Raw genomic sequence first — 24,866 nt, forward strand, 5'->3', positions numbered from 1 at the left:
GAGGATTTCTTCGTTCCATTCGTCTTGCTACTCACCATGTTCTCTACAATCTATGATTTCCCTTTTTTTGTAAGATGGAAAGTTTGGTTTAGTCGTTTTTGACAAAAGAGAAGGTTACTCATCCAGCCGTTATCCTTACCCCGCTTCCTCCGGAATAAACGCTGAAATTCTCTCGATTTCTACTGTTACCTCGCGAAGGCAGCCAGCGAAGTCGCCTTGCTGCAAGAGGGAGGCCTCCAAGGCACAAACTGCTGCATATAAGTCATTGGCCGAAAGACTTCCCGCTACACCAATCAGCGTATGACTGGCTCGATGGGCCGCTGACCAATCCCCCTTGCGTATGAAATCGTTCAGTTGGTCAGCAAAGCCGGCATAGTTTCTTTTGAACATTTGCAGCATCACAATAAGGATGAATTCTTTGCCCTCCAAGCGTGCAAGCGCCGCTTTCCAGTCGATCGCCTGGATGGATGTATAGAAAGCTGTCCCGCTCGTCTGGCTTGGCTTGGTTGCTGCGGCAGCTGCCGGCTGCATCCATTTGCCAATGACACCAAGAAGGCGATTCACATCAAATGGCTTGCTGATGACATCGTTCATGCCAAGACCCAAGTAGCGATCATGATCTTGTTTCACCACATTGGCGGTGATCCCGATAATAGGCAGATGTCTATAAGCGGAGAGCTGACGAATATACGTGGTTGCTTCGACGCCATCCATAACCGGCATATGGATATCCATCAGAATTAAGTCAAACAGCTCATCATCCAGCTTCTCAAGTGCTGCCTTTCCATGTTCCGCTATCGTGATTTCATATCCCCGCTCTGCAAGCAGCTCCCTCGCCACTTGTTGATTAATCTCATTGTCTTCAACCAGAAGAATTCGGCCTGACTTGTTGTTTACAGCTGGACTTGCTGGCAGTACGCTCCTCTGTCCCAGACGCCTAGATTCACGATGCGGATGAAACAGGGCATCCAGTGTTTGATGAAGCTCCAAACGGCAAATAGGTTTAATCAAGACGGCATCAGGCCGCGATGCCTTGGGCAGCTTCAGCATTTCTTCTTTGCCAAGCGGTGATGTAAAGCAAATAACCATCGTTCGCTTGCGTTCTATCGACTGATTCAAAGCTTCCCACGTATCTATCCCGTACATATCATCAATTTCCATATCAAGGAGAACAGCATCGTATCGGTCATCCCCGGCTTCCAGCCGCTCTACTCGTTCAAACAATCCCTTCCAAGAAGACTCTGTTGACACGATTAGAGCAAAGGACTCCAATGTCTCCTGCAAGGCACTGCTCATCAAAGGGTGATCCTCGACTAAGAGTACTTGATATGGGGCCTGTTCCTTCGTTATATCCCACTCATCCGGATTCGCTAATTCAATCACTTGAAAAGGCAATGTGAAATGGAAGCGGCTTCCTTGACCTTCGATGCTTTGAGCTTCTAATGTGCCCCCCATTAATTCAATCAAGTGCTGACTAATCGTTAATCCAAGACCCGTGCCGCCGTATTCCCGGCTGGTAGACCCATCTGCCTGAGCAAAAGGCTCAAAAATAACAGCTAGCCGGTCTGCCGATATGCCAATACCGCTGTCCTCAACAATGAATCTGATGTGAAGCTCATCTGCGGATGTCAGCGGCTCCATTTCAATTTTGAGCATCACATAGCCTGTACTGGTGAATTTGATCGCATTGCTGCACAGATTCAGAAGCACCTGCTTCAGTCGCAGAGGATCCCCCAGAATATGATTGGGCAGTTCGGCCGCCGTATTGAAAATCAATTCAATTTGTCGACTATCCGACAAGACAGCCAGAATACTGGACAGATCTTTGAGCAGCTCATCCAGGTGGAACCCCGTCCGTTCAACTTCGAGTTTGCCGGCTTCTACCTTGGAAAGATCCAGTACATCATTAATGATGCGAAGCAATGTATGGGAAGATGCTTTTATTTTGTGAAGATAGTCCTTTTGGTGATCGGAAAGCGGGGTTTTCCCGAGAATTTGCGAAAGACCGATAATGCCATTCAGAGGTGTTCTGATTTCGTGGCTCATTTTGGCAATGAACTGGCTTTTGGCTTGATTCGCCTGATCGGCAGCATGCCGCATCGTCACTTCTGTAAATTCATGAATCGTTCCAACGATCCCTTCCAACTCGCCAACCGCATTATTGTATGCCGAAAGTGTAACCCGATAATCTCTTCGTGCTCCCTCTAGGGAAGGGATACTAATTTCAAAGCGAATATTCCCTCCTTGAAGCACGACCTCTTGAAAATGAAAATCCCAGCGAATGTGCTCTTTCTCAGGCAGGTATTCGGTCATGCGCCGCCCTAGCATATTGTTTGCAGGAATATGTGTAATTAACGATACTCTCGGATTGGCCGAACGGATGCAGCCTTCTTTCGTGAATCCCAGAATTCCCTCTTGGGAGTTCTCAACGAGGATCCGATACCGTTCTTCGCTCTCTTGAATGCGCCTCTCCGCCTCTGTATGCGCTGTAATATCCGTCGTTGAACCGATAATTTCAATGACGTGCCCATCTTCAAATACGGGCTGCAGGGTTGTGAAGACGGTCTTTCCCCGTAATTCGGTTTCGTACGAAACTTGATTCCCCTGCCAGGCTTCTTCGTATTTGGCTAACAATAACGCGGAAAAGTCTGCGGGCATATTGGCAATATTCTGCACATGCCTATCCGTTAAATCTTGCGGATCCAGTCCTAATTTACGCAGTAATTGACCGTCAATCATCGAGTAGACCATTTGATTCTGAATCTTTTTTAATTTAAAGGTAAAACCGGACTGCAGCCGCAAAATGTCTGATAATTCCTGCTGGAAATAGCGAATTTGGCTTCTGAGCTCGTCCGATTTCAAAAAATAATGAATCAAGCCGCTAGCGAATGCCCCAGCCGCCAAATGAAGCAGTAATGCAGGCATAACGACATCAACGAAGGGCAAATGGTACACCACAACCATATCCACGAATAAGACAACGATAGGACACAAAACAAGCAGAGACCACTTCTTCAAGTAATTCTGCACATAATAGTTCGCTAGCGTACAGCCTGTGAAGATCAAAAAACCAATCAGCGCTATTCTTAGAGAAACCGAAGGATCAAGCATTGATCTGCCGATGACCATCACAACCGTAGCAATGAAAGCGGACGACCCGCCGCCAATAAACGCTGCCATCAGAATGGCAATTGCTTTGAGATCCAAGATGTGCTTCTCACTGACATGAACCCCGAAAAAAGCTAATGCAACGCCGTATATGCCGTGCATCAGACCCACAAACAAGCGGTATTTCCATTTCGACATGGCTTTGAATCTAGAATTATAGAAAAGCTGGATCGAAACAAAAATAAAAACAGCCAATACCGAAAAGTTGTTAAGCAGGTCTTTGATCACACGATCACCTCTCCCCTCTATTTGTTTATTATATGTTGTCGAAAAGTGTCGGTCTATATCGTTTTGCAGTATAAAGATACACAAAAACGCCGCAGATAAATTTCATATCTCCGTGACGGCGCTTAGCGGTTTATTCATCCATATTCACCTGATTCCCAGCAAACCTGGCAAAGATATCCGGAACTTGGCTTGCTTCCACCGGACGGCTGTAGAGATAGCCTTGGACCCTATCGCAGTTGAATTCCTGCAGCAGCTGCAAATCGTTCACATTCTCTACTCCTTCTGCGATCACAACCAACTTCAAATTCCTGGCAAGCGTAATAATCGTATTAACAATGGCGGCATTCGTTGAATTCGTCGAGATGTCTTTCACGAAAGATTGATCAATTTTCAGATTGTGAATGGGGAATTCTTTCAAATAACTAAGTGAGCTGTAGCCGGTTCCAAAGTCATCCATGGCAATCTTTAACCCCATATTCCGAAAGCTATTTAAAGTCGCAATGGCAACTTGTACATCCATAGTCATGCTTTCTGTAATTTCCAGCTCCAAATACTGCGGTTCTAGGCCTGTCTCCAGAAGAATGCTATGTATCTGGTCTTTGAGTGAATGATCGTAGAATTGTTTAGAAGATAAGTTAACCGCAATCGTTACTTTAGGAAAGCCAAGCTCTTGCCACATCTTGTTTCTCCGGCACGCTTCTTGCAGCACCCATTTCCCTATCGGAAATATTAATCCCGTTTCCTCTGCAACTGGAATGAATTCCAGAGGCGATACACGGCCAAGCTCAGGGCTTTCCCATCGAATTAAGCTCTCAAATCCAATAATTTGATTCTCAAGCAAGTTAACCTGAGGCTGATACATCAGAATAAACTCGTTTCTCTCGAGCGCTTTCCGCAAATGCTTCTCGATCTTAATTCGACGTTCAATTTTGGCATAAATTTGCGAATTGAAATATTGCACCTGATTCCTGCCCGATTCCTTCGCGTAGTCCATCGCTATGTTCGCATAGCGAATCAAGGTTTCCGAGTCCTGATCATCTTGTGGAAATTGACTAATGCCTATCGAAGGAGTCATATATATTTCGTGTTCCAGAATATGAATGGGTTGGTTAATGCTTCTGACGATAGTCAGAGCAAATCCTTCAAGCTCACTTTCCGATTGGCATTTCACTAGCCCTACATATTCATCACTGCCAACCCGGAAGACAGATCGTTCATCAAAAATGACGATATTTCGCAATCTGCGTGCAATCACTTGCAGAATTCGGTCTCCTGTATCATGACCAAAAGTTTCATTGGCCAGCTTGAAATGATCCAAATTGATGAAAACAACAGCAAAACGTTCCTGCCTTGCCATTGTTTCTTCCATCCACTTCGTCATGCCATGCCGATTCGGAAGTCCTGTCAGCGGGTCATGATTCATCAAGTAACGGATTCGTTCCTCCATCCTTCTGGACTCTGTGATATCGACGGTTAACGATATTATTTCCGTTACAATCCCATTTCGTTTCATCGGACGAAGCACGGTCAAATAATAATAACCATGCCATTCAGTTTCGAAATCAATCACCTGCGTAGTCTGCTCCCAGACGTCTTGATAAAAGGGCAGCATATGTGCCGCAAGCTCCGGGGGAAATAGGTCATGCGGCTCCTTCCCCAGCGCCTGATCCCTAGTGACCCCAAGCCGATTGAATAAAGAGCCTTGCCACTCTGTATAGCGGAATTGATTCCCTTCTTTGCGGAATTTCTTGAGCAATCCATTTTGCTGCTTAATTTGCTGCTGCAGCTCATCGTGAAATTGAAGCATGTCGTCTTCCATTTTCAAAAGAAAGGTCAGCATTTCCAAATGATTTTTAATCGACTGCTCTTTGCCGAGTATGCTTGTTTCATTGCGTAGAAACAGCTTTTTGCGCATAGCGGTCTTGCAGCGGACCAGAAACTCCTGTTCCAGCAGCACATTGCGCGCCTTCTGGAACAGGGTTTCCTTCTGAAAGAAATCCATAGCCCCAAGCTCAAGCGCTTTAAGCGTTGCATTGGAGCCTTCTTCTGTATAGCTGCTAAGCATAATGACTGGCACAGGGTGGAAAGTCATGATTTGCTGCAAAGCTGTTAAACCATCCATCTCAGGCATTTCAATATCGAGAGTTACTAGATCCGGCTGCAGCTCTACGATTTTATCCAGTGCATTTGCACCGTTAACTGCGAATCCAACGACCGTAAACTGCTCGTCTTTGCCAAAGAGCATGGCGATCATATTCCTCATGACGATGGAGTCATCAACGATTAACACACGGAATGTCCTCATATTTGTCACCTCAGCTTCAAGAGCAGACTTTCTCTATCGAAAACTTGAATCAGTCGTTCATCCTTTTTGTAGATGCTTCTTATCATGGACAAAGAGGCTTTATTCTGTGCGATATCTTCATCCAGCTCATGTTCATAGACCGTGAGAATTTCCGTTACCGAGTCCACAGCGATACCTATGGATTGTTCTCCGTCATGTACAATTAAGACACGAGAATAACGAGACGAAGGGTTTGTGGACAATCCCATACGGATGCGCAAGTCATAAACAAACAGCAGCTCTTCCCGGATCTGAATGATCCCAAGTACATGCGGCTTTGCACCAGCAACCTTCGTAATTGGCGGAATAGCCAGTATTTCCTGCACATGATCAAGCTGGAAGCCGTACCACTGCGCATCTAACCGGATCGTCACAAGCTCTTTCTTCATCGTGTGCTTCCCTTTCATTGCCCTCTCCTTCGTGCCAAAGCGCAAATGAGCAGATGTTGATTTCTGCATAATGGCATTGACATCCAGAATAAGGGCAACCAAACCATCGCCCAGTATCGTTGTCCCCGCAATAAAAGGAACCTGCCCAACGATGTCATCCAGCGATTTGATAACGATTTCTTGGTTCGCAATAAGCTGATCTACAACGAGACAGACACGTTTATCAGCCATGCCGATCATCAGAATTGACTGCTTCACTTTGCTCTTCTCTAGTTGTCCGCTTTGACCTGGCGATAATAAGTCATTCAAACGCAGTAAGGGTAAGATTTCACCTCGAACATGGCAAATTTCTTGTCCATGCAGCGTCTGAATTTCTTGTTCGCCATAACGGAAAATTTCAATAATATTCGAAAGCGGAACAGCAATTGTCCGCTGCTCTTGACGAACAAGCAAAGAACGAATAATCGCAAGGGTAAGCGGAAGCTTGAGGGTGATCGTTGTTCCCCTGCCAATCGCCGTATCAATAGCAATAAGTCCGTTCAGCTTCTCTATATGCGAGCGAACAATATCCATTCCGACGCCTCGGCCTGATAATTCAGTAACCTGCTCAGCCGTCGACATTCCCGAATGGAAAATAAGAGAAATCACTTCTTTCTCCGTCATTTGAAGCGATTCTTCTTCACTAATGAAGCCTTTATCCACCGCTTTCTTACGAATTCGCTCCGGATCAATGCCCCTGCCGTCATCCTTGACCGTAATCACGATTGAATTCTCTTCATGCGCAGCCATCATATGAATATGACCTTTTCGCGGTTTGCCTGCCGCTTCCCTATCATCCGGGCTTTCCAACCCATGATCAGCTGCATTGCGGATGATGTGTATCAATGGATCGCTGATTTCTTCAATCAGTGTGCGATCCAATTCCGTCTCTTTCCCTTCAATCGTCAAAGCGATCTCTTTATTGGCCGTTTGGGACAAATCGCGAATTAATCGAGGAAATCTGCTAAACAGCTGCTCTATCGGAATCATCCGCGTTTTCATCATGCCATCGCGCATATTGCTCACAGTTTTACCAAGATGATGCGTAATGTCTTCCAACAGCTGAATGTCCGGATCTTGTCTGTACTTTTCTTGCAAGCGTTTCTTCACTTCCACTAGGCGTGTATTATCAATCAGCAATTCACCGACAAGATTAATGAGATGCTCCAAACGGTGCACATCTACACGTACTGTATGGGAAACAGACGCCGCTTCTCTCGGGGCTGAAGCTGCCGGCTTCGCGGGCAGCTTGCCTGAGCTGTCCGCCTCAGCAGCTGCTGGGGGACGAACTTGCTCTTCAGCTTGCGGTGAGGGCTGGCTGGTAGTGAGCGGCGACACGATAACGTCGGATAACTGTGAAATTCGGTGCATTCTTTCCTGAATCGTACGGCATTCCTCGTTCGTTGTGAGGATAAATAGGATCGGGCCTGCCAACTCCTCGTCCTGACTTGTTTCCGTGAATGCGGGTTGCGCAGACAACACCGTCCCAAGCGTTTGAAGTTCATGGAGCACCAAGGTCGCTCGCACAACCTTCATAACCGCTTCGGGTTCTATTGTAATGCGGACAGAGGTTAAATATTGTTCAACTGGTGTGTTCGGAATTTCCGTATGAGCAAGTGCCTCCAGCTGAGGGATCACAGTCGTTTCTGCTCGTGACGTTTGCTCAAGGATGCGAATCAATTGGTCGACTGACTGCTCTTCATATACACCTTGCAGAAATAATTCCCGCTGCTGCTTGATGTAATCAACACTTTGAAAGAATACATTCATCAGGCCTGTGCTGACTTGAATCCGATCGTTGCGAAGGTGATCAAATATGTTTTCCAAATTGTGCATTAACGCTTTGAGCTTATCGAACCCCATTGCAGCAGATGAGCCCTTGAGCGTATGGGCGATGCGGAAAATCGTTTGCATCGTCTCAGGATTACTGCCGTTTTCCTCAAGATCCAGCAAACTCTTATCTAGAAGAAGCAATTGCTCGCTAAGCTCATCCAGAAACACGCCCATATACATATCAATATGCAAATCACTCATGGCCTCTCACCTCCTGTACAAAAAGTTCTTGAACATCCAAAATCCCCACAAACCGATCTTCACTTTGCCCGATAGCCTGCAAGTACACCCGCCCCTGATGACCGAACTCCTCAGAGACAGGCTTGGTTTCAGCGAAGCGAATAACTCTGCTCACACCGTCGACAATGAGCCCTACCGTTTTACCCGATAGATTCACGATCATAATGCGGGTTTGTTTCGTATCCGGTTCTGGTCTGAGCTGCAGCATAGATCGCAAGCAATAGATGGGAATGATATGGCCTCTCAGGTTAATCACGCCGCGTAAACGATGGTTCGCTCCCGGCAATTCAGTGATTTCATGCATTTTTATAATTTCCTGGATATGCATAATGGAGAACGCGTAATATTCCTGCTTAATTTGACATTCTACATATAAGGGGGGAAGTGTCGATGTCGTCATGCATAACCCCTCTCTCTCACACTTTGAAGTTCGAAACGGACTGGTTCAAATCATCTGCTAAGCGAGCCAGAGATTGCGAGGAGCTGGCTGTTTCTTCTGCTGCTGCAGCTGATTGCTGGCTGACAGCCGCGATATTCTGAATATAAGTAAGCACTTCCTCGGATTGTGCGGATTGTTCTTCGCTTGCTGCTGCAATTTCGGACACTTGCTGCGCCGTATTCGCTACCATGTGGACGATATTGTCAAATTGAATGCCTGTCCGCTCGGACAGATCAGCAGCCTCAGATACCGCCTTCACACTCAAATCCGTATTGGTTTGCATGCCTTTAATGATGATGGCGATTTGCTTCGTGGCTTCGCCGCTGCGTTCCGCCAGCTTCCTTACTTCCTCCGCAACAACGGCAAACCCTCTGCCCTGTTCGCCCGCTCTAGCCGCTTCAATCGCTGCGTTAAGGGCCAACAGATTGGTTTGATCCGCGATATCATCAATCACTTCGATGATTTGCCCGATCTTCATTGCATCCTGCTCAAGCAAAGACATTTGCTTCGATACATTCCCCATGGAGGTAATCGATGCTTGCACGGCAATGCCGCCTTCTTTGGCGCCATTTCTTGTTTTTTCAGACATCTCAGCGACGATTTCCGCATTTCTAGCTACAGAATCAATCGCAACCGAAAGCTCTTTGAACAAATGATTCACCGTTTGTGTAGACTCCGCCTGGTGCATGCTGCCTGTGGCAATCTGCTCAGTCGTTGCCGAAATCTCTTCAGCCGCTGCTGCTACATTCTGGGAGGAAGAGACCGTTTGACCGATTAATGCTCGTAAATTATCCAGCATTTCGTTGAATGATGACGCCAAGGAACCCAGCTCGTCCTTTGTTTTCACGATCGCTTTGTCGCGCAAATCTCCTGCTGAAGCCTTCGTAACAACGGACAGCAGCGATTGTACCGTTCTTGAAATACTGCCGGACAGAACAAGTGCAACACTGATTCCAATAATCATCGCAATAACACCCAAAATGACAATGGTCAGCGTACCCGTTTTATTTTGCTCAACCGCTGTGTCGACTTCCTTTTTCGCACCCGCTTTATTATAATCAACCCATTTGTCGAATAGTTCAGTTGCTTGAATACGGTAAGGTCTGATTTGAACTACGATATCAAATGCTTGTTTATCCTCATTTTTGAGTGAATACTGAATAATCGTGTCCGTTTGATCGGTGTAGGCGTTAATCACTTTTACAATCTGATCATAAATACTTCTTTCTTCCGGAGAATTCACAAGTCCCGCATACTCTTTTAATTCAGCATTTAAATTCTCTTTGTTCTTGTTTATCGTATTCTGTGCGGAAATGATCGTGTCCGGCTCGGTTTCAAGAATAATTTGATGAATACCCACACGAACTTCTGAAAAGCTGCTTTTGATCTCATCAATTTTTATAATGCTGGGAAGCCAATTGCTCTGCACATGCATCGCGGAAGTCTGAATCGCATTCATTTTCAGGATAGCCACAAGACCAACTGTAAACGTCAGCGCCAATACAATAATAAAGCTAATTAACAATTTCATTTTTATGGTTGCTCTCATGATTCAAAATCCCCCTATAACGTAATTAAATAAAATGCATCTGTATGGCAGAGAAAACAAGATCGATGAGTTCTCCCCGGGCCTGATTTAAGAAACCCAAAGAGGTTTGCTGCAGATGCTCAATGGATACGCAAGCAGACAACAGGATCTTATCGGATAAATAATACATAGACAGCTCATAGGTAGATGAGATATTTTTGACCACATCACTCATATTGGTATTTTTATAAGACTCGGGAAGCTCAATCGTATAGATCATGTACAAAGTTTCATCCCGAAAATGAGTGATTTGGAAAATCTCTTTATACGTGGAATTCGCATAGGAATTCCAACGGAAACCATATTGATATAACAGATCCTCCTCCCAATGGTGCTCGAATTGTTCGATTAATTCGAGAAATTGCTGGCGATAATAATGCTTCAACTCCATGAATGACCACCTCTCAGTAACTTCATCTTACCTAAAAGTTGTTATTTAAAATCTGTTTTAAGTCTTAGCTAAACATTATTTTTCCTAATAATTAGCTAACGCAATCTAACATTTAAACCATACATTTGTTAGGTAACTGCAAGCGGATACATTAGAGACCAAACAACGTAGAGCAGCGCTTTAACGCTAAAAAAGACCAAGTTCAACCCATCAATCGGGTCAAACTTAGCCTTTTTGCATTATGTGCGGGACATGTTTATTCATTCATTTAGGATTAGGCTTGCTATGAATAGCAACTGTGATGGCGAGCGCCGCTAGATAAAAGGCTAGGGGCGTTTGCTTCCGCCTTACTTGTCCTTTTTCCACGCCATTTCACTCCTCCCATGGAAATATCTTGATATCCTTTATTAACCAATTGTAAGTACGCTGAAACAGTTTCCTTACAATTGAACCAAGAATAGATTTTCCATTTGGGAGCCGCATCCATTTCTTTCTTCTTTTTATTGCTTCTGCAGCTGCACCCACATCGACTTGTTGCGGAATTCTTCCTCTTGGCCCAGTTCTCGACCGAACCAGGAGGGTGCTTCAAAGCGCTGGGCAGCTTCCAAGTCGGGAAACTCAACTTCAACGACCATTAAGTCGACTTGCTTATATTCATCCATTTCAAAATGATATCCTTGATAAGCTACCGTGGTCCGAATCTTCTCCAAGGGGATCAGTCCCGTCCGCTCCAGCAGCTGCTTATAAATAGACTCTGAAATGAGGTATTCAATTTCTTCCCTGACGAGCCCGTTTCCTGATTTAAAGGTATGTGTAAAATGGGACGACCCTGCACTGTCAACCAGTTTGCGAACCCTGATTTCCTGATCCTCTGAGAACGCCAAATAGGTTTGATAAATGTATTGTTTGGAAACAAGGGCAATCTCTGAACGGCTCAGTTCCTCCGTAGGGAATGCAGGCAATAAAAACTTTTTTTCAATTTCGGCACCCATCGAACAACCTCTTTTCTGCTTCATCATCATTTCATCGTCATTTTATCATATTTTGCCGTCAAGTTCCTTTATGCAAGGACCTGAAACGTGCCGGAGAGATTTCATTCCAAACCCGAAACATTTTACCGAAATGAAATTCATCGGCAAATCCACAAGCGTCAGCTACGGCTTTCATAGGTTCTTCCGTTAGGAGAAGCAGTGTCTTCGCTTTCTCATTTCGAATGCGATTTAAATATTCTTTGGGTGAAATCCCCACATGCTGCATGAACAATTTGCGCAATTGCGAAGCAGAGATATGGAACGTGCGGGCCAGCTCTTCTAAGCGAAGCGGCCGATTGTAGCAAGTTTCCATCCAGAATTTCGCATCATGGAAGGCTTTCAGATAAGGATCCATGGATTCGTTCGTATCCCGCATGTAATGGATCAGCCTCGAAAGCAAATATTGAAACTCCGTCTGCCTTTCATGCGGATCGGCGTTCTGAATGGCTCCTATCTGCTTGAGTTGAGCTTGTATCCACACCGCCTGCTCTTGCACATACGATTTGATAAAGGGAAGTTGCAGAGAATCCACCGGAACAGGCTGCAGCCAAATTTGATTTTCACACGGAATATCCAAAGCATCGAACAGCAGCATTCGAATATGAAGCGGATGCTCCACAGAGGAGGTCATGGTCAAGGCAAAACCTGGCTTCAAATAGAGAAGGTGACCAGCCTTAACCTGAATAGGCCTATCATCATGCGGATGAGAGAATTCGCCTTCTCCCCCCATAATCCAATAAAACGAATGGATATCTGTCGTATTCCGTATATCTTTCCAGCCTGGGACCGGCAGCTTCTCATAGACCAAACGAAGATGATACATTCTGTGGGACAGTCCCTCCATGGCTTTCTCCCTTCAAAGCGATTTTGACAAAAACCCAAATTGTTTCTCCATATAAAAGAGCCTTCTTCCATGATACGCTTTACTAAACATACATGAAAGGGGATTTTCCTTTGATACGTACTTTTCAACAGCATCAGCTTCGCCGCACTCGGCTTCTCGATGGCCTTTGGGACTTCGCAACAGACCCCAACAATGTAGGGCTAACTGAACAATGGCATACGCAATTCCCTTCAGCGTCCCGGAAGCTTGTCGTCCCTTCCTGCTGGAATAACGAATTAGGCCTATATGAATATATCGGTGCCGCTTGGTACCGTACCTATTTCGATACGACGCAAGAGACTAACCTGCGTTTGTGCTTCGAAGGCATCCTCCATCAGGCCGATGTCTATGTAGACGGTCAGCACATTGGCGGCCATTTTGGCGGCTATACGCAATTTTCACTTGTTCTTCCTCATCTTGCGCAAGGCAAGCATGAATTAATCATCCGAGTCGACAGCACCCTTGACTGGCAAACCCTTCCGACCGATGTTGCGGATTGGTATTCCTACGGTGGAATCATCCGCTCCGTAGAGCTTCAAGAGCTGCCTGACGTTTATATCGACTCTTTGCAGATTGATTATACACTGAGCGGCGACATTGCCGAGGTACAGCTTCAAGTTCAGCTGCAATCACTCGGCCTTAGCGACCAGTCCCTTGTGGTTAACGCGGCTACGGAGGGTCAAACCTTCTCCGAAGCTACCATCCACATTGCAGCGGGGCAATCTTACGGGCTTTCGCTTCACGGAACCATCGCCAACTTCCGCAGATGGGATGTCGGGCACCCTGAATTGTACACCTTCACCATCCGCGCAGGCGAAGATGATCTTACTGATCGCACAGGCTTTCGAACCGTTGAAGTCAGCAGCGGCCAGATTCTGCTGAATGGCAGCCCCCTTTACCTGCAAGGGGTCAATCGCCATGAAGAACATCCCGAGTGGGGATTTGCTTTTCCACCGAAGCTGATGCTGAAAGACTTGGCCATTCTGCAAGATATGGGCTGCAACATCGTGCGCGGCTCCCACTATCCGCAAAGTCAGTTCTGGATCGACCTGCTGGATGAGCATGGCATGCTTCTGTGGAGTGAAATTCCCATGTGGGGCTGCTTCATGAGCACAGAAACGCTGGCGAGTCCGCTGTTCACAGAGCGCGGTGTTCATATGCTGGGCGAAATGATCAGCCGTGACTATCATCATCCATCCATCATCTTCTGGGGAGCGCATAACGAGATCGATACCCGAACGCAGGAAGCGCTGGAGCTTACGAAGACATTTGTCAGCAAAATCCGCAGTATGGATGCCAGCCGTTTGGTCACTTATGCGACCATGCATCCGCAGGAAGATATCGTTTTGTCCTACTTTGATGTGATCGGCATCAACAAATATTACGGCTGGTATGAAGGCAGCGTGGACGGGTTCCGTGACATGCTTCAGGATTATTATACAAATGCCGAGTCGCAAGGAGCTGCAGGCAAGCCTGTCATCATGAGCGAATTCGGCGCAGCCGGCATCTTCGGTGATGCTGGCTGGGAGCCGCGCTTATTCAGCGAAGATTATCAGGCCGATGTCGTGCAGCAGGCGCTGCAGATTTTCCGCGCAGACCCGCGGATTGTCGGCACTTTGATCTGGCACTTCGCCGATATTCGCGTCGACGTGCGCAGCGACCGCCCATATTTCCGCGATCGGGCGCGGAGCTTCAACAACAAAGGCTTGCTGAACGAATATCGCAAGCCGAAGCTGGCTTATCGATTAGTGAAGGAGATTTATCGGTCGGAGCGATAAGCCGTGGGGGCGGAAGAGGAACTATGATCCGCTATATGGCAGAAAACAGCCCACTTGTCCATTCAAGCGGAACTACGGTACGCTATTTGGCTGTTTTTCCGCCAAACCGTGATGAAATCGGCGAATAGCGGACTCCAGTTCCCTTTCCCATCAAATTCGCGCTTATTTACCGAAATAGCGTATCGTAGTTCCCTCCCATCCGTAAAGTAACCGGATATCTGTCTTGATCATCCTTTGCCAACGTTAAGAAAAACCGTCAGGAAACATCCTGACGGTCCTTTTGCGTGTAAACCCATACTTTTGTTCATGGGGAGGGAGGGAGGGATGTGGGGTTTCAATCGGTATAAACACGATTTCACAAGCGGCACACCACAAAGCACCTTCCACCCTCACACCTATTCCTCTTCAATTCTACTTCAAGCAGCCTTCCACTACTTTGTTCTCTAACCAGTCTGAGACCCGGTATTCTTTAGCTTGTCGCTCAGCGAAGCTGACTAACCTTTAAGCGAACCTGCTGTGATTCCCGAAATAATACGCTTATTAAAAATCGAAATCACAATAATCGATGGCATTGTAGTCATCACAATGGCGGCAAACATGGGCGCGAAATCCGTTGCATACTGCCCTTGGAAATTCAAAAGTCCAATTGGAAGGGTCATCTTTTTGGCATCGTTGATGAACGTGAGTACTACCAGCAGTTCATTCCAAATACCTGCGAAGCTGATAATCCCTACGGTCATTAACGCCGGGATCAATAATGGCATCAGAACTCGCCCAAATACCCCGTACAGCGAGCAGCCGTCAATGATTGACGCTTCCATAATTTCTTTGGGAATAGCGCTCATAAACCCGCTAAGCACAAGCACAGCTGTAGGCAGCGCAAAGGCAACATAAATCAAAATCAAACCGATTTGTGAGTTCATCAGATTTATTTTGGAGAAGAAAATAACTAATGGAATGAGCGTTGCTTGCAGAGGAACCATCAATCCGATCATGAAGTAGACCAATGTCCCCTTGGATGCCTTCCATTTCAATTTAACAATGGCAAAAGACGCCATCGATGCAAGCAGCAAAACGAGAAGCAAAGTGACAGTCGTAACAAGAACGGAGTTGTAAAAATACCTTCCGGTTCCCCCCGTGAACCATGCATTAATGTAGTTGCCCCATAACCAGTGAAGCGGAAGCTCCCACGGTCGTTCGAATATTTCCGGCGTTTTTTTCAGCGAATTGACAATAAGCCAAAACAACGGATACAAATAGACCAAAGCGCCTATTCCCAAAAATAAATAGATGAACACATTTTGCAGCTGACGAATCGGCTTTGAGCTGCTCCCCATGCGGGCACCTCCTTCCTTAATCATCCAGATCCTTGGTAGGAATGATTTGATTGATAGCAAATGTAACGATTAAACACATCAGCAGCAGGATGACAGATAAGGAATTGCCGTAGCCATATTCCATCTGCGCAAAGGAACGCTTTTGCAAATACCCCACCAATGTCTGGGAAACGTTGGCAGGACCACCGCCCGTCATCACATAGATAAGGTCAAAAAACCGCAAAGACCCGATAGAGATCAATATCGTATTAACTTTGATAATCGGTTTAAGCAGCGGAAGCGTGATATGCCACACCAATTTCCATCCAGTCGCGCCTTCCAAGCGCGCAGCTTCAAAGATTTCCTCGGAAATATTTTGAATCGCAGCAATGAACAGAATCATGGTATATCCGATGAACTGCCAGGATACAACGATTGTCACTGCCCACATCACCGTTTGGGGATCAGATAACCACAGATGCTTAAGTGAACTCAGTCCAAGCCCATCCAACAAGTGATTAATAATACCGATCTGCGGATTATATATAAATGTCCACATCATACCTACTGCGACGCTAGATAAGAAAGCGGGCATCACGAATACAAGTTTAAAGAAATCTTTTCCCCGCACATTGCCCGTCAGGAGCAAAGCCAGAAAAAATCCAAACGGCAGTTGAATGATCAAGCTAGTGGCCAGCAGAAACAAGATGTTGCGTATCGTCACGAAAAATACATCATCATCTGAGAACATCCGGGTATAGTTATCAAGCCCTATGAACTTCATTGGATTCAAAACATCCCAATTGTAAAAGCTTAAATAAATCGACGCGAGAATGGGAATAAACACAATAGCCGAATATAAAAACAGCGCTGGGGAAATGAAAAATGCAATGGTCGAGCCTCTTCTCAGCATTTTATCCATATGCAACCACTCCATTATTGGTTTGATAAAAAAAGGGAGAAGCCAAGCTTCCCCCTCACAATCAGCTTTCGATGGGCCCTAACGATTTTTCTCCGTATAAGCCTGCAAGCTCTTGAATGCTTCTTCCGGAGCTTTGCCCGCTAGAATAGCTTGAATCGTGTTGTTGTATTCGTCGCCGATCTTCGCGCCAAGTCCCACATCATAGAAGATGAACATCCCCTTCATGGTCGACATTTGATCCTTCAAATCCTTGCTTAAGGCTGGCACTTTGGCCGGATCTAGCGTCACTTTGATAGCTGGGATGTCACCTTGCTCTTCCCCAACGCGCTTTTGTATTTTCTCTTCCGACCAGGCTTTCAAATATTTCACGGCCGCATCTTTATCTTTGGCTGTTGAGCTGATGACCAAGTTAAAGGCCGGCTGACCCAGCCAAGTGTCGATATCCCCTTTCCCATTCGGGAAGGTTGGGAATTTGGCAATACCCACGGAATCCTTGACTTTAGAATCCATATTCACCAGCGTATTGATCGCCCAGCTGCCCGTCACCATCATAGCGGCTTGACCATTTTGGAACATCGTCGTCATCGCACTGTTGTCAATGCTGAGGAATCCTTCAGGGAACGCCTTCATCTTGGTTAACTCTTGCAGAACACGGCCGGTTTCGATATAGGAAGGGTCGAGCCATGTTCCTTTGCCATCCATCAACGCATTAAACGGGGCATCGCCGCCAATTCGATTCGCTACGAATTCACTGAATAAAGCACTTACCCAAGCATCCTTGGCGCCCATGGCAATCGGGGTCACTTTATTTTTGACTAACACATCAATTACATTCTTCAGCTCGTCGTACGTCTTAGGCACTTCAAGATTATACTGTTTGAAAATGTCCTTATTGTAATACATCGTCGCTGCTGCAAAATTAACAGGAACGCCGTAGACTTTGTCATTAAAGGTTAGCAAGTTGAACGCTCCAGATATAAAGCTGTCCTTCCATGCCTTATCCTTATCGAGAAATTCGTTGAGCGGCAAGATTTTGCCTGAATCCGCATACGTTTTCATTTTGCCGGCTGCATGAAGAGTGAACACGTCCGGTGCTTCATTTCCGGCGATCTGGGCATTCAATTTCGGATAAAAGGGTGTGCTCGGCAGATGAGATACTTCAAAGGTAGCGTTTACATCTGTTCGGGCATTGAATTCGGCTAATAGATCCTTTTGAATATTGATCCCCTTATTTTCCGGCTCCAGCCAGTCGAACTCCTTCATCTTTACTTTATCTTTGGGCTTTGCCGATGCTTCGCCTGCTTGGGGAGCATTGCTGACTTTGGCGGCTGTGTCCCCTGTTTTTTCAGTTCCGCAAGCAGAGAGAACAGCCGTTAATGCCAATACCGTTGCGAGGATAACCGAAACCTTTTTAACCTTCTTCATGTAAACCCTCCTCTGTTATGTTGTACGATCTAAGCTTAGTTGATCTGGGTTTAAACGGGTATGCGGCGCTCCTTACTTGTTGGTTGAATCTGCTGACCTCTTTCATCTATTCTTGGCAAAATGACTGTTATCAAGGTTCCCTCACCTACGACACTTTCCACCTGCAAGCCGTATTCCTTTCCGTAATACAACTGCACCCGCTGATGCACATTGATTAAACCGATGCCCATGCCGGAATCTTCCATAGTCACATTTAGATTCTCCCGAATCTGCGCAAGCCGCTCGGCTTCAATCCCATTGCCGTTATCTCGAATCGTAATAACAAAAGTCTGCTCATCAAAAAAACCGCGAATATCGATTACGCCTTGTTCAATTTTCATTTCCATGCCATGAACAATCGCATTTTCTACTAATGGCTGCAGAATAAATCGCGGGACCAGCAAGGGCAGAGCCATCTCATCCATCTCCACCGTAATCGTAAATTTATCGCCATACCGATATTGCTGGATATAAACGTACTTATTGACGTTGTCGAGTTCTTTGTCGAGCGAAATATATTCCTTGCCCTTGATCCCTTCCCGCATGAGATCCCCCAGCGCCTTGGACAGCTTGCCAACCTCAGGAACGTTCTTCATCCTCGCAAGCCAATTGATCGTTTCCAGTGTATTAAAGAGGAAATGCGGGTTAATCTGGAACATCAAATATTTTAATTGCGACTGCTGCTTCAGCAGCTCCTCTTGGTAAACGGTATTGATCAAATGATGAATCCGATCAATCATCCGGTTGAAATTCCGGCTCATCATTCCAATCTCATTGCGCGAATTATAATTAAATTGAATGTCAAAACGATCCTTCTCGACATCCTTCATCATCGCAGAAAGCTGCCGAATCGGCTTAGAAATACTGTTGGAAACCACGTAAGCAAGCAAAATGGCGAATACGATGCAGATGATGAGGATGATGAACATCCAATTTTTCAAAACAATTGACGTTTGGGAGTATTTCGCATCAGGAATAACGCTGACGATTTTCCAATCCGTGTTGCCAACCGCATGATAAGTAATCACGTAATTGATCCCGTCCATCATCTCGGTCGTATGATCCTGCTCAGGTCCCTGCAAGACGCGGCTCATATACGGATACGCAGGGATCGTATTAATCAATGATTTATTGGCGTGGGAAATAATCCTTCCATCTTGATTAACAATATACATTTCCCCTTCGCTGTTTAATTTCGTCTGAGCAAAAACTGAATAAAGCGCATCTTCCTTCAGATGCAGCTCAAAATAGCCGATTTTCAGCAAATTCCCCACGTCAAACAGCGAACTTCCGGCTGTAATTGTAAGCTGTTCGGGATCCGTCGTCATCCACACTAAATTCCCTTCATTCTCGTCCAGCGCATGTACGTTGAAAGCATCTCCGTTACTGGAGCTGACCGCGTTCCCGGATGGGAACACATTCTTATTTAGCCCATACAAACTAATATCCTGAACGTCTTCGCTATCGATGATCGCGCCATCCAAAATCTGCTTGATTTTATTGATTTCATCCAAGTATTCCAATTGATTGTGGAAGCCCAAATTGGCTTTCTTAAGGGCATCCCGCACTTCCTTGTTGGTAAAAAGAGAATAGTAAAGCCGTTTGACTTCCTTCATCTTGAATTCAATATTTTTGCTTACTTCTGTCAGCAGATCCGTTGTGTAAGCGTTTGTTTTCTCTTGTATAAGTGATCGGGATTTCTGATACGTCAATGTCCCGATCATCGTCAAAGGGATGAGGTTCAGGATGAGAAAAGACACCAACAGCTTTTTTTGAATCTTCATGTCCAGAATCCATTGCCGCAATCTTTGTATAGGCCGCTTACTTATCATTTAGCGCATCACCTCGTTCATCAGAACGAACAAATAGCATCTTGCGAAAATCGTTCGGCGTTTGTCCGAAATATTTTTTGAACAATTGTCCAAAATATCTGGCATCTCGAATGCCTACCTGACTGGCAATTTCAAAAACCTTTCTTTGCGGATCTGCCAGCATATCCATCGCTTTCTGCAGGCGAATCCGGGTTAACGTATCCGAGAAATTCTCGCCGGTTTCTTTCTTGAATAAACGGCTCAAATAGTCAGGATGATAGTGAAGCTTGTCAGCTACCTTGGCAATCGTCATTTCGTGCTGATAATTCAACTCGATTTCATCCATGATAAGCGCAATCACTTCATTGTGTTTGGAAACTTCATGGTCTGGCACCAACATCCCCTGCAGCGTAAACGAATATTCCTTCAGTTGGTGACGAAGTCCAAGCTCTATCGCTTCACGCTGGCGATCCTCTTCAATAGCTTGCTTCGCTTTGCGGCAGGCAGCCATAATTTCATCGGGATCCGTTGGCTTCAAAACAAACCCAACTGCGCCTAATTTGATCGCAGCCATCGCATAATCCAGCTGATGATAGGCAGTAATAAACACCCACTTGATCGCTGGCTGCTCGGCCTGCATCAACGCCATGAGCGCTAATCCGTCTAGGCCTGGCATTTTGATATCCGTCAGAACGAGATCTGGCTTTACGTTTCTAATCAGCGCAAGAGCTTCTAGACCATTGGCGCCCAGCCCAGCCAGCTCGAAGCCTTCTTCCTCCCAATCTAGGGACTGCAAGCCCATGCGGGTGATATGTTCATCATCGGCAATAATCATCCTAATCACATAAGTTCCTCCCACTTGAAGCAAGTGAGTTAATTATCTTTGTTTTCGGCAGATAGTTCAATCACTAAATTAACAATTTCGCCTCGATTGCACAAAAAAAGGGACCTAGCCAACGGGGCCAGGTCCAAAGTTTATATTAAAAAAGGGGGTCTTACTTCGTATCATACGCCACTTATGTTATCGGAGTGTAACGGTAATATTGTATTTGTGTTACAAATTACAGGATGTGCGTAACCAATTCCCCGCTTCTCCTTACACCAATAAAAAAAGGGGATCTAGCCACCGGGGCCAGATCCAAAGTTTATATTAAAAAAGGGGGGTCATGCTTATTATATTACCCTACCAATGTTAGAGGCGTGTAACTGGAATGTTCCAATTGTGTTACAAATAATTATGAAACATAAGCTGCAATACATGAAACCAAGTTGCGCATACTAATGCTAATTGTTGAAATATGGATATGACAAAGGAGCAAAACCTGTGAGTATGGAAGACGCCATTGTGCAACAAATCAAACAGCAAGCGGTACGCTTGAACACCCCGGAAGATATGGATGTACTTATTGACGCAATTGGTGATAAGCGGTATGTTCTGCTTGGCGAAGCTACGCACGGCACATCCGAATTTTATAAGCTGCGCATGGAGCTGAGCCGTGCCTTAATTGAAAAAAAAGGATTCTCATTTATTGCGGTTGAGGGCGATTGGCCTTCCTGTTATGAGATTAATCGCTATGTGAAGCAAGATAAGGCTGCAAAGCCAAGTGCTCACGCTAATCTTGCAGCCTTTCATCGCTGGCCATCCTGGATGTGGGCAAATGAGGAAGCTGCCGAGCTGATTACCTGGCTAAGGCAGCACAACACAGATAAACCTGTCGATCAGCGGGTCGGATTCTATGGACTTGATGTCTATAGTTTATGGGAGTCCTTAGAAGAAATTGAACGCTATTTGCTGGAAACAGGTACGCCAGAGCAGCTAGCTTCGGCACGCAAAGCTTTTGAGTGTTTCGACGCTTATGAAAAAGAGGGGCAAAATTACGGTGCTTCCGCGGCTTTCTATGGCGAAAGCTGCAAGGATGAGGTTGTGAAGCTGCTTGCTTCGCTTCACGCTAAGCGCGTGCGGGATCACACCGACGGCGAAGCGGCTCTCAGCGCGGAATTAAACGCGCTGGTTGCCGTGAACGCCGAGGATTACTACCGCACGATGGTCCGTCATGACGCGGATTCGTGGAACATCCGCGATCGCCACATGGTCGAGGCGCTGCGCCGCCTCGCTGCGTTCCACGGCCCAGACGCCAAAGTGATCGTCTGGGCGCACAACACGCACATTGGCGATGCGCGTGCAACGGACATGCTGGCCGACGGCATGGTCAACGTCGGCCAGCTCGTGCGCGAAGCGCACGGCGAAGCCGATGTGTTCGCCATCGGCTTCGGCACTTACACCGGCACCGTGATCGCCGGTTCAGCTTGGGGCGCGCCGATGGCGACGATGCAGGTACCCCCAGCTCAGCCGGGCAGCTGGGAGGAGCTTATGCATCGCGCCGGCGCGCATGATCAGATCCTCCTGCTCAGCAAGGAGGATCCTGTCCTTGGGCACGAGGCGCTGGGGCATCGTGCCATTGGTGTCGTGTACCACCCGTCTTATGAGCGGGGGAACTATGTCCCCTCGCTCATGGCGCGGCGGTACGACGCCTTCGTGCATGTGGACGAAAGCCATGCGCTTCGTCCGCTTGCGATCAACAATGTGTTGGTTTGATCTCAGACCCTACAGCCTAGTAGCTCTATCGGCCGAAAGGCCGCTAGGGCGACTAGGCCCACTAACTCCTGAAATTATGCATCCTCTTTGCTCATAACATCGCCCTATCCGCTCGCCCCCCTCCTCTAATCCTGCAATTGCACACCCTTTTTGCTCACGACATCGCCCTATCCACTAGCCCCCTCCAATTCCTGCGATTGTGCATCCTTTTTGCTCACCACACAGCCCTATCAACTAGCCCCCCTCCAATTCCTGCAATTATGCATCCTTTGTGCTCATAACATCGCCCTTTCGGCTAGCCCCCTCCAATTCCTGCAATTGTGCATCCTTCTTGCTCATAACATCGCCCTATCCACTAGCCCCCTCCAATTCCTGCAATTGTGCATCCTTTTTGCTCACCACACAGCCCAAACCAGTAAATTCCTGCGATTGTGCATCCTTTTGAGGATTAATCTGCATTCCATGGTGAAATAGCTGAGAAAGCCTGCACAATCGCAGGCTTTCCCCCTTTTCCGCATCATTTCGCTGAAAAAAACTGCACTTTTGCAGGTATTCCAAAGTCGGTGGAGTCATCCACCTTATTTGAGTCAGCCTATGGAGAGCTGTTGATCGTGTTTGGAGCCTGAACATTCTAATCTCCCCAATTTGTATGGTAAAATAAAACAAAACAAGCAATGAAAATAATATCCATCTAGGAGTTTTAGATATGATTCGTTCAGTTGCCATTACCAAGGATTACAGAGTCCTTCACGATGTTCCCCTAAATCAGCTTGCCGACCCCAACATTCAGTGGTATTGGGTCGATTTTCATAATCCCAACGAGGAAGAAGCTAAGCATCTAAAGGATCCTTTTGGCTTCCACCCATTGGCCATTGAGGATTGCTTTTATTTATTGCAGCGGCCCAAAATGGACCATTATGAGGACGTCCATTTCTTCGTCATGCATGCCATTAATGCGAAGACATTAGCCGCGGAAGAGGTGGACATGTTTCTGGGGAGCAACTATATTGTTACCTTTCATCTGCATGAATCCAGGGAAATTGAGGATGCGTGGAGCCGGGTATCCGAACAGGAAGCTCTGCGCAAGGAAGGCCACATCTATGCGGCCTATCTCGTGCTGGACAATCTTGTCGATCAGTATTTCCCCAGCGTCTACCAGATCGAGGATCAACTCGACGATATTGAGAACAATTTGAATTCGGAAGCCACGGAAGTGCTGATGAGCCATATTTTCGAAATCAGAGCACAATTGCTGAAGCTGCGCCGTACGATCGTGCCGATGCGCGATTTGCTGTATAGGGTCATTAATACGGAGCGAATTGATCACTTGCGGGGACATCTCGTCTTTTTCACCGACATCCACGACCATCTGCTCAAGCTTTCGGAAATGATCGAATCCAATCGCGATATGACCGCAGATATGCGGGACAGCTACATATCATTGAATTCCAACCGCATGAACAATATTATGAAAACGTTAACCGTCATCACGACGATTTTCATGCCGCTTACCTTCATTGCCGGTATTTATGGCATGAATTTCGCTCATATGCCTGAGCTGGAATGGAAGTGGGGATATTTCCTTATCCTTCTGATCATGTTTGGCATTGGCTTCGGAATGTTTCTCTGGTTTCGAAAAAAAGGATGGTTCAAATAAAAAACATTATGCTTTCCTTACAGATTTCACGATATAGAAAGCAATGATACCAAAGAGCGCCAGCAGGAACACAGGCAACAAGCCCAAGCTGGGATCTTGACCCGAAGCGGAATGTACTATCATCCATTCAATGTAGCCAAATAGCAGCAAGATAAGCACTTTCAACCAGCTGATCATCTTAATGGCGATGACATACTGTTCCTGCGCATTGGCCGGCGTAATTTCTTTCAAATAATTAAACTGATGAGGAATTCGGCGCAGCCATGTAAGTCCAGCATAAATAACAAGGCTGAGAATGGGCAGAAAGATCAAGCTTCCTTTGCCACCCCAACCATTTGGCTTGCCCGTCAAATCAAAATGCGTAGGAAACCGTTCCGGCAAGTTAGACCATGCCCAAACCACATAAGCAAACGTTAAAATGATGAGACAGACAGATATCACGTTGTGGATAATTTCTAATTTTGACTTGGGGATTTGAAGTATCGGCCTATTCGTGTGAAGCATTGAAATCACCCTCCTCTTTGGACTACCTTCTTGGCTTGATGCATAATAGCGGCCAACATAGTGTGCTGCAATAGACACTAGTTTGCCGATCTTACTTTTGCAGCTTACCTGCATGAACCGCATGTTTCTTTGTCGTCCTAGTTTGCCTTCATCTTATTATAGTCTTCGACTATTGCACTTCTCAACTCACCCAGTCCGCGCTCAAAGTACCGCATACCTTCAGAGGACCCTCGATCTGACCCCTG

General features: G+C 46.2%; 17 protein-coding genes. 3 read left to right on the top strand and 14 right to left on the bottom strand.

Translation table 11 applies throughout. The features are described 5' to 3' along the window. Positions 1–135: 135 nt before the first annotated feature. From BC351_RS05495 to BC351_RS05530, 8 genes are all read right to left on the bottom strand, one after another. Complete coding sequence (locus tag BC351_RS05495; protein ID WP_079409726.1) at positions 136–3,396, bottom strand: response regulator; 3,261 nt, start codon at positions 3,394–3,396, stop codon at positions 136–138. Positions 3,397–3,526: 130 nt separating this feature from the next. Continuing rightward, the gene (locus tag BC351_RS05500) at positions 3,527–5,701 is read right to left on the bottom strand and encodes an EAL domain-containing protein (protein WP_079409727.1); all 2,175 of its coding nucleotides are present in this window, start codon (positions 5,699–5,701) and stop codon (positions 3,527–3,529) included. Positions 5,702–5,706: 5 nt separating this feature from the next. After that, on the bottom strand, positions 5,707–8,202 hold the full coding sequence (locus BC351_RS05505; RefSeq protein ID WP_079409728.1) for a chemotaxis protein CheW: 2,496 nt from the start codon (positions 8,200–8,202) through the stop codon (positions 5,707–5,709). After that, positions 8,195–8,641 carry a chemotaxis protein CheW gene (locus BC351_RS05510; RefSeq protein WP_079409729.1) on the bottom strand — a complete coding sequence of 149 codons (447 nt, stop codon included), beginning with the start codon at positions 8,639–8,641 and terminating at the stop codon, positions 8,195–8,197. The genes BC351_RS05505 and BC351_RS05510 overlap by 8 nt, the downstream gene beginning before the upstream one ends. Positions 8,642–8,657: 16 nt before the next feature. Continuing rightward, on the bottom strand, positions 8,658–10,229 hold the full coding sequence (locus tag BC351_RS05515) for a methyl-accepting chemotaxis protein (protein WP_079409730.1): 1,572 nt from the start codon (positions 10,227–10,229) through the stop codon (positions 8,658–8,660). A 25-nt stretch (positions 10,230–10,254) separates the two neighbouring features. Continuing rightward, a complete protein-coding gene (locus BC351_RS05520) occupies positions 10,255–10,659 on the bottom strand; it encodes a hypothetical protein (protein WP_079409731.1) in 405 nt (134 codons plus the stop codon). A gap of 500 nt (positions 10,660–11,159) precedes the next feature. Then, positions 11,160–11,651, bottom strand: a complete 492-nt coding sequence (locus BC351_RS05525; RefSeq protein WP_079409732.1) for a CYTH domain-containing protein — start codon at positions 11,649–11,651, stop codon at positions 11,160–11,162. Between the two features lie 58 nt (positions 11,652–11,709). Continuing rightward, the gene (locus BC351_RS05530; protein ID WP_079409733.1) at positions 11,710–12,534 is read right to left on the bottom strand and encodes a helix-turn-helix transcriptional regulator; all 825 of its coding nucleotides are present in this window, start codon (positions 12,532–12,534) and stop codon (positions 11,710–11,712) included. 110 nt (positions 12,535–12,644) lie between these two features. Between BC351_RS05530 and BC351_RS05535 the strand changes: the two genes are divergently transcribed. Next, on the top strand, positions 12,645–14,351 hold the full coding sequence (locus BC351_RS05535) for a glycoside hydrolase family 2 protein (protein WP_079409930.1): 1,707 nt from the start codon (positions 12,645–12,647) through the stop codon (positions 14,349–14,351). Between the two features lie 494 nt (positions 14,352–14,845). Here the strand turns inward: BC351_RS05535 and BC351_RS05540 are convergent, their stop codons facing one another. From BC351_RS05540 to BC351_RS05560, 5 genes are all read right to left on the bottom strand, one after another. Then, positions 14,846–15,688: a carbohydrate ABC transporter permease gene (locus BC351_RS05540; protein WP_079409734.1), complete on the bottom strand. Its 843-nt coding sequence runs from the start codon at positions 15,686–15,688 to the stop codon at positions 14,846–14,848. Between the two features lie 16 nt (positions 15,689–15,704). Further along, entirely contained in the window at positions 15,705–16,589 is an 885-nt protein-coding gene (locus BC351_RS05545; RefSeq protein WP_079409735.1) for a carbohydrate ABC transporter permease, read from the bottom strand. Positions 16,590–16,667: 78 nt separating this feature from the next. Further along, positions 16,668–18,014, bottom strand: a complete 1,347-nt coding sequence (locus tag BC351_RS05550; RefSeq protein ID WP_079409736.1) for an ABC transporter substrate-binding protein — start codon at positions 18,012–18,014, stop codon at positions 16,668–16,670. Positions 18,015–18,064: 50 nt separating this feature from the next. After that, positions 18,065–19,885 carry a cache domain-containing sensor histidine kinase gene (locus tag BC351_RS05555; RefSeq protein WP_079409737.1) on the bottom strand — a complete coding sequence of 607 codons (1,821 nt, stop codon included), beginning with the start codon at positions 19,883–19,885 and terminating at the stop codon, positions 18,065–18,067. Further along, the gene (locus tag BC351_RS05560) at positions 19,875–20,699 is read right to left on the bottom strand and encodes a response regulator transcription factor (RefSeq protein WP_244208902.1); all 825 of its coding nucleotides are present in this window, start codon (positions 20,697–20,699) and stop codon (positions 19,875–19,877) included. The genes BC351_RS05555 and BC351_RS05560 overlap by 11 nt, the downstream gene beginning before the upstream one ends. Before the next feature lie 495 nt (positions 20,700–21,194). Between BC351_RS05560 and BC351_RS05565 the strand changes: the two genes are divergently transcribed. Further along, entirely contained in the window at positions 21,195–22,460 is a 1,266-nt protein-coding gene (locus BC351_RS05565) for an erythromycin esterase family protein (RefSeq protein ID WP_079409739.1), read from the top strand. Positions 22,461–23,166: 706 nt separating this feature from the next. Further along, positions 23,167–24,117, top strand: coding sequence for a magnesium/cobalt transporter CorA (gene corA, locus BC351_RS05575; protein ID WP_079409741.1), 951 nt, complete (start codon positions 23,167–23,169; stop codon positions 24,115–24,117). Positions 24,118–24,123: 6 nt separating this feature from the next. Here corA and BC351_RS05580 read toward each other — a convergent pair whose 3' ends face one another. Further along, positions 24,124–24,621: a DUF1648 domain-containing protein gene (locus BC351_RS05580; RefSeq protein WP_158081986.1), complete on the bottom strand. Its 498-nt coding sequence runs from the start codon at positions 24,619–24,621 to the stop codon at positions 24,124–24,126. Between the last annotated feature and the right edge of the window lie 245 nt (positions 24,622–24,866).

Source organism: Paenibacillus ferrarius, from assembly GCF_002027705.1.
GTDB classification, from domain to species: Bacteria; Bacillota; Bacilli; order Paenibacillales; family NBRC-103111; genus Paenibacillus_E; species Paenibacillus_E ferrarius.

Coding starts and splice junctions, on each gene's coding strand:
- BC351_RS05510 (WP_079409729.1), bottom strand. CDS start 8,641: ATGACGACATCGACACTTCCCCCCTTATATGTAGAATGTCAAATTAAG.
- BC351_RS05520 (WP_079409731.1), bottom strand. CDS start 10,659: ATGGAGTTGAAGCATTATTATCGCCAGCAATTTCTCGAATTAATCGAA.
- BC351_RS05530 (WP_079409733.1), bottom strand. CDS start 12,534: ATGGAGGGACTGTCCCACAGAATGTATCATCTTCGTTTGGTCTATGAG.
- corA (WP_079409741.1), top strand. CDS start 23,167: ATGATTCGTTCAGTTGCCATTACCAAGGATTACAGAGTCCTTCACGAT.
- BC351_RS05500 (WP_079409727.1), bottom strand. CDS start 5,701: ATGAGGACATTCCGTGTGTTAATCGTTGATGACTCCATCGTCATGAGG.
- BC351_RS05540 (WP_079409734.1), bottom strand. CDS start 15,688: ATGGGGAGCAGCTCAAAGCCGATTCGTCAGCTGCAAAATGTGTTCATC.
- BC351_RS05560 (WP_244208902.1), bottom strand. CDS start 20,699: ATGATTATTGCCGATGATGAACATATCACCCGCATGGGCTTGCAGTCC.
- BC351_RS05580 (WP_158081986.1), bottom strand. CDS start 24,621: ATGCTTCACACGAATAGGCCGATACTTCAAATCCCCAAGTCAAAATTA.
- BC351_RS05505 (WP_079409728.1), bottom strand. CDS start 8,202: ATGAGTGATTTGCATATTGATATGTATATGGGCGTGTTTCTGGATGAG.
- BC351_RS05565 (WP_079409739.1), top strand. CDS start 21,195: ATGGAAGACGCCATTGTGCAACAAATCAAACAGCAAGCGGTACGCTTG.
- BC351_RS05545 (WP_079409735.1), bottom strand. CDS start 16,589: ATGGATAAAATGCTGAGAAGAGGCTCGACCATTGCATTTTTCATTTCC.
- BC351_RS05515 (WP_079409730.1), bottom strand. CDS start 10,229: ATGAGAGCAACCATAAAAATGAAATTGTTAATTAGCTTTATTATTGTA.
- BC351_RS05525 (WP_079409732.1), bottom strand. CDS start 11,651: ATGGGTGCCGAAATTGAAAAAAAGTTTTTATTGCCTGCATTCCCTACG.
- BC351_RS05555 (WP_079409737.1), bottom strand. CDS start 19,885: ATGATAAGTAAGCGGCCTATACAAAGATTGCGGCAATGGATTCTGGAC.
- BC351_RS05550 (WP_079409736.1), bottom strand. CDS start 18,014: ATGAAGAAGGTTAAAAAGGTTTCGGTTATCCTCGCAACGGTATTGGCA.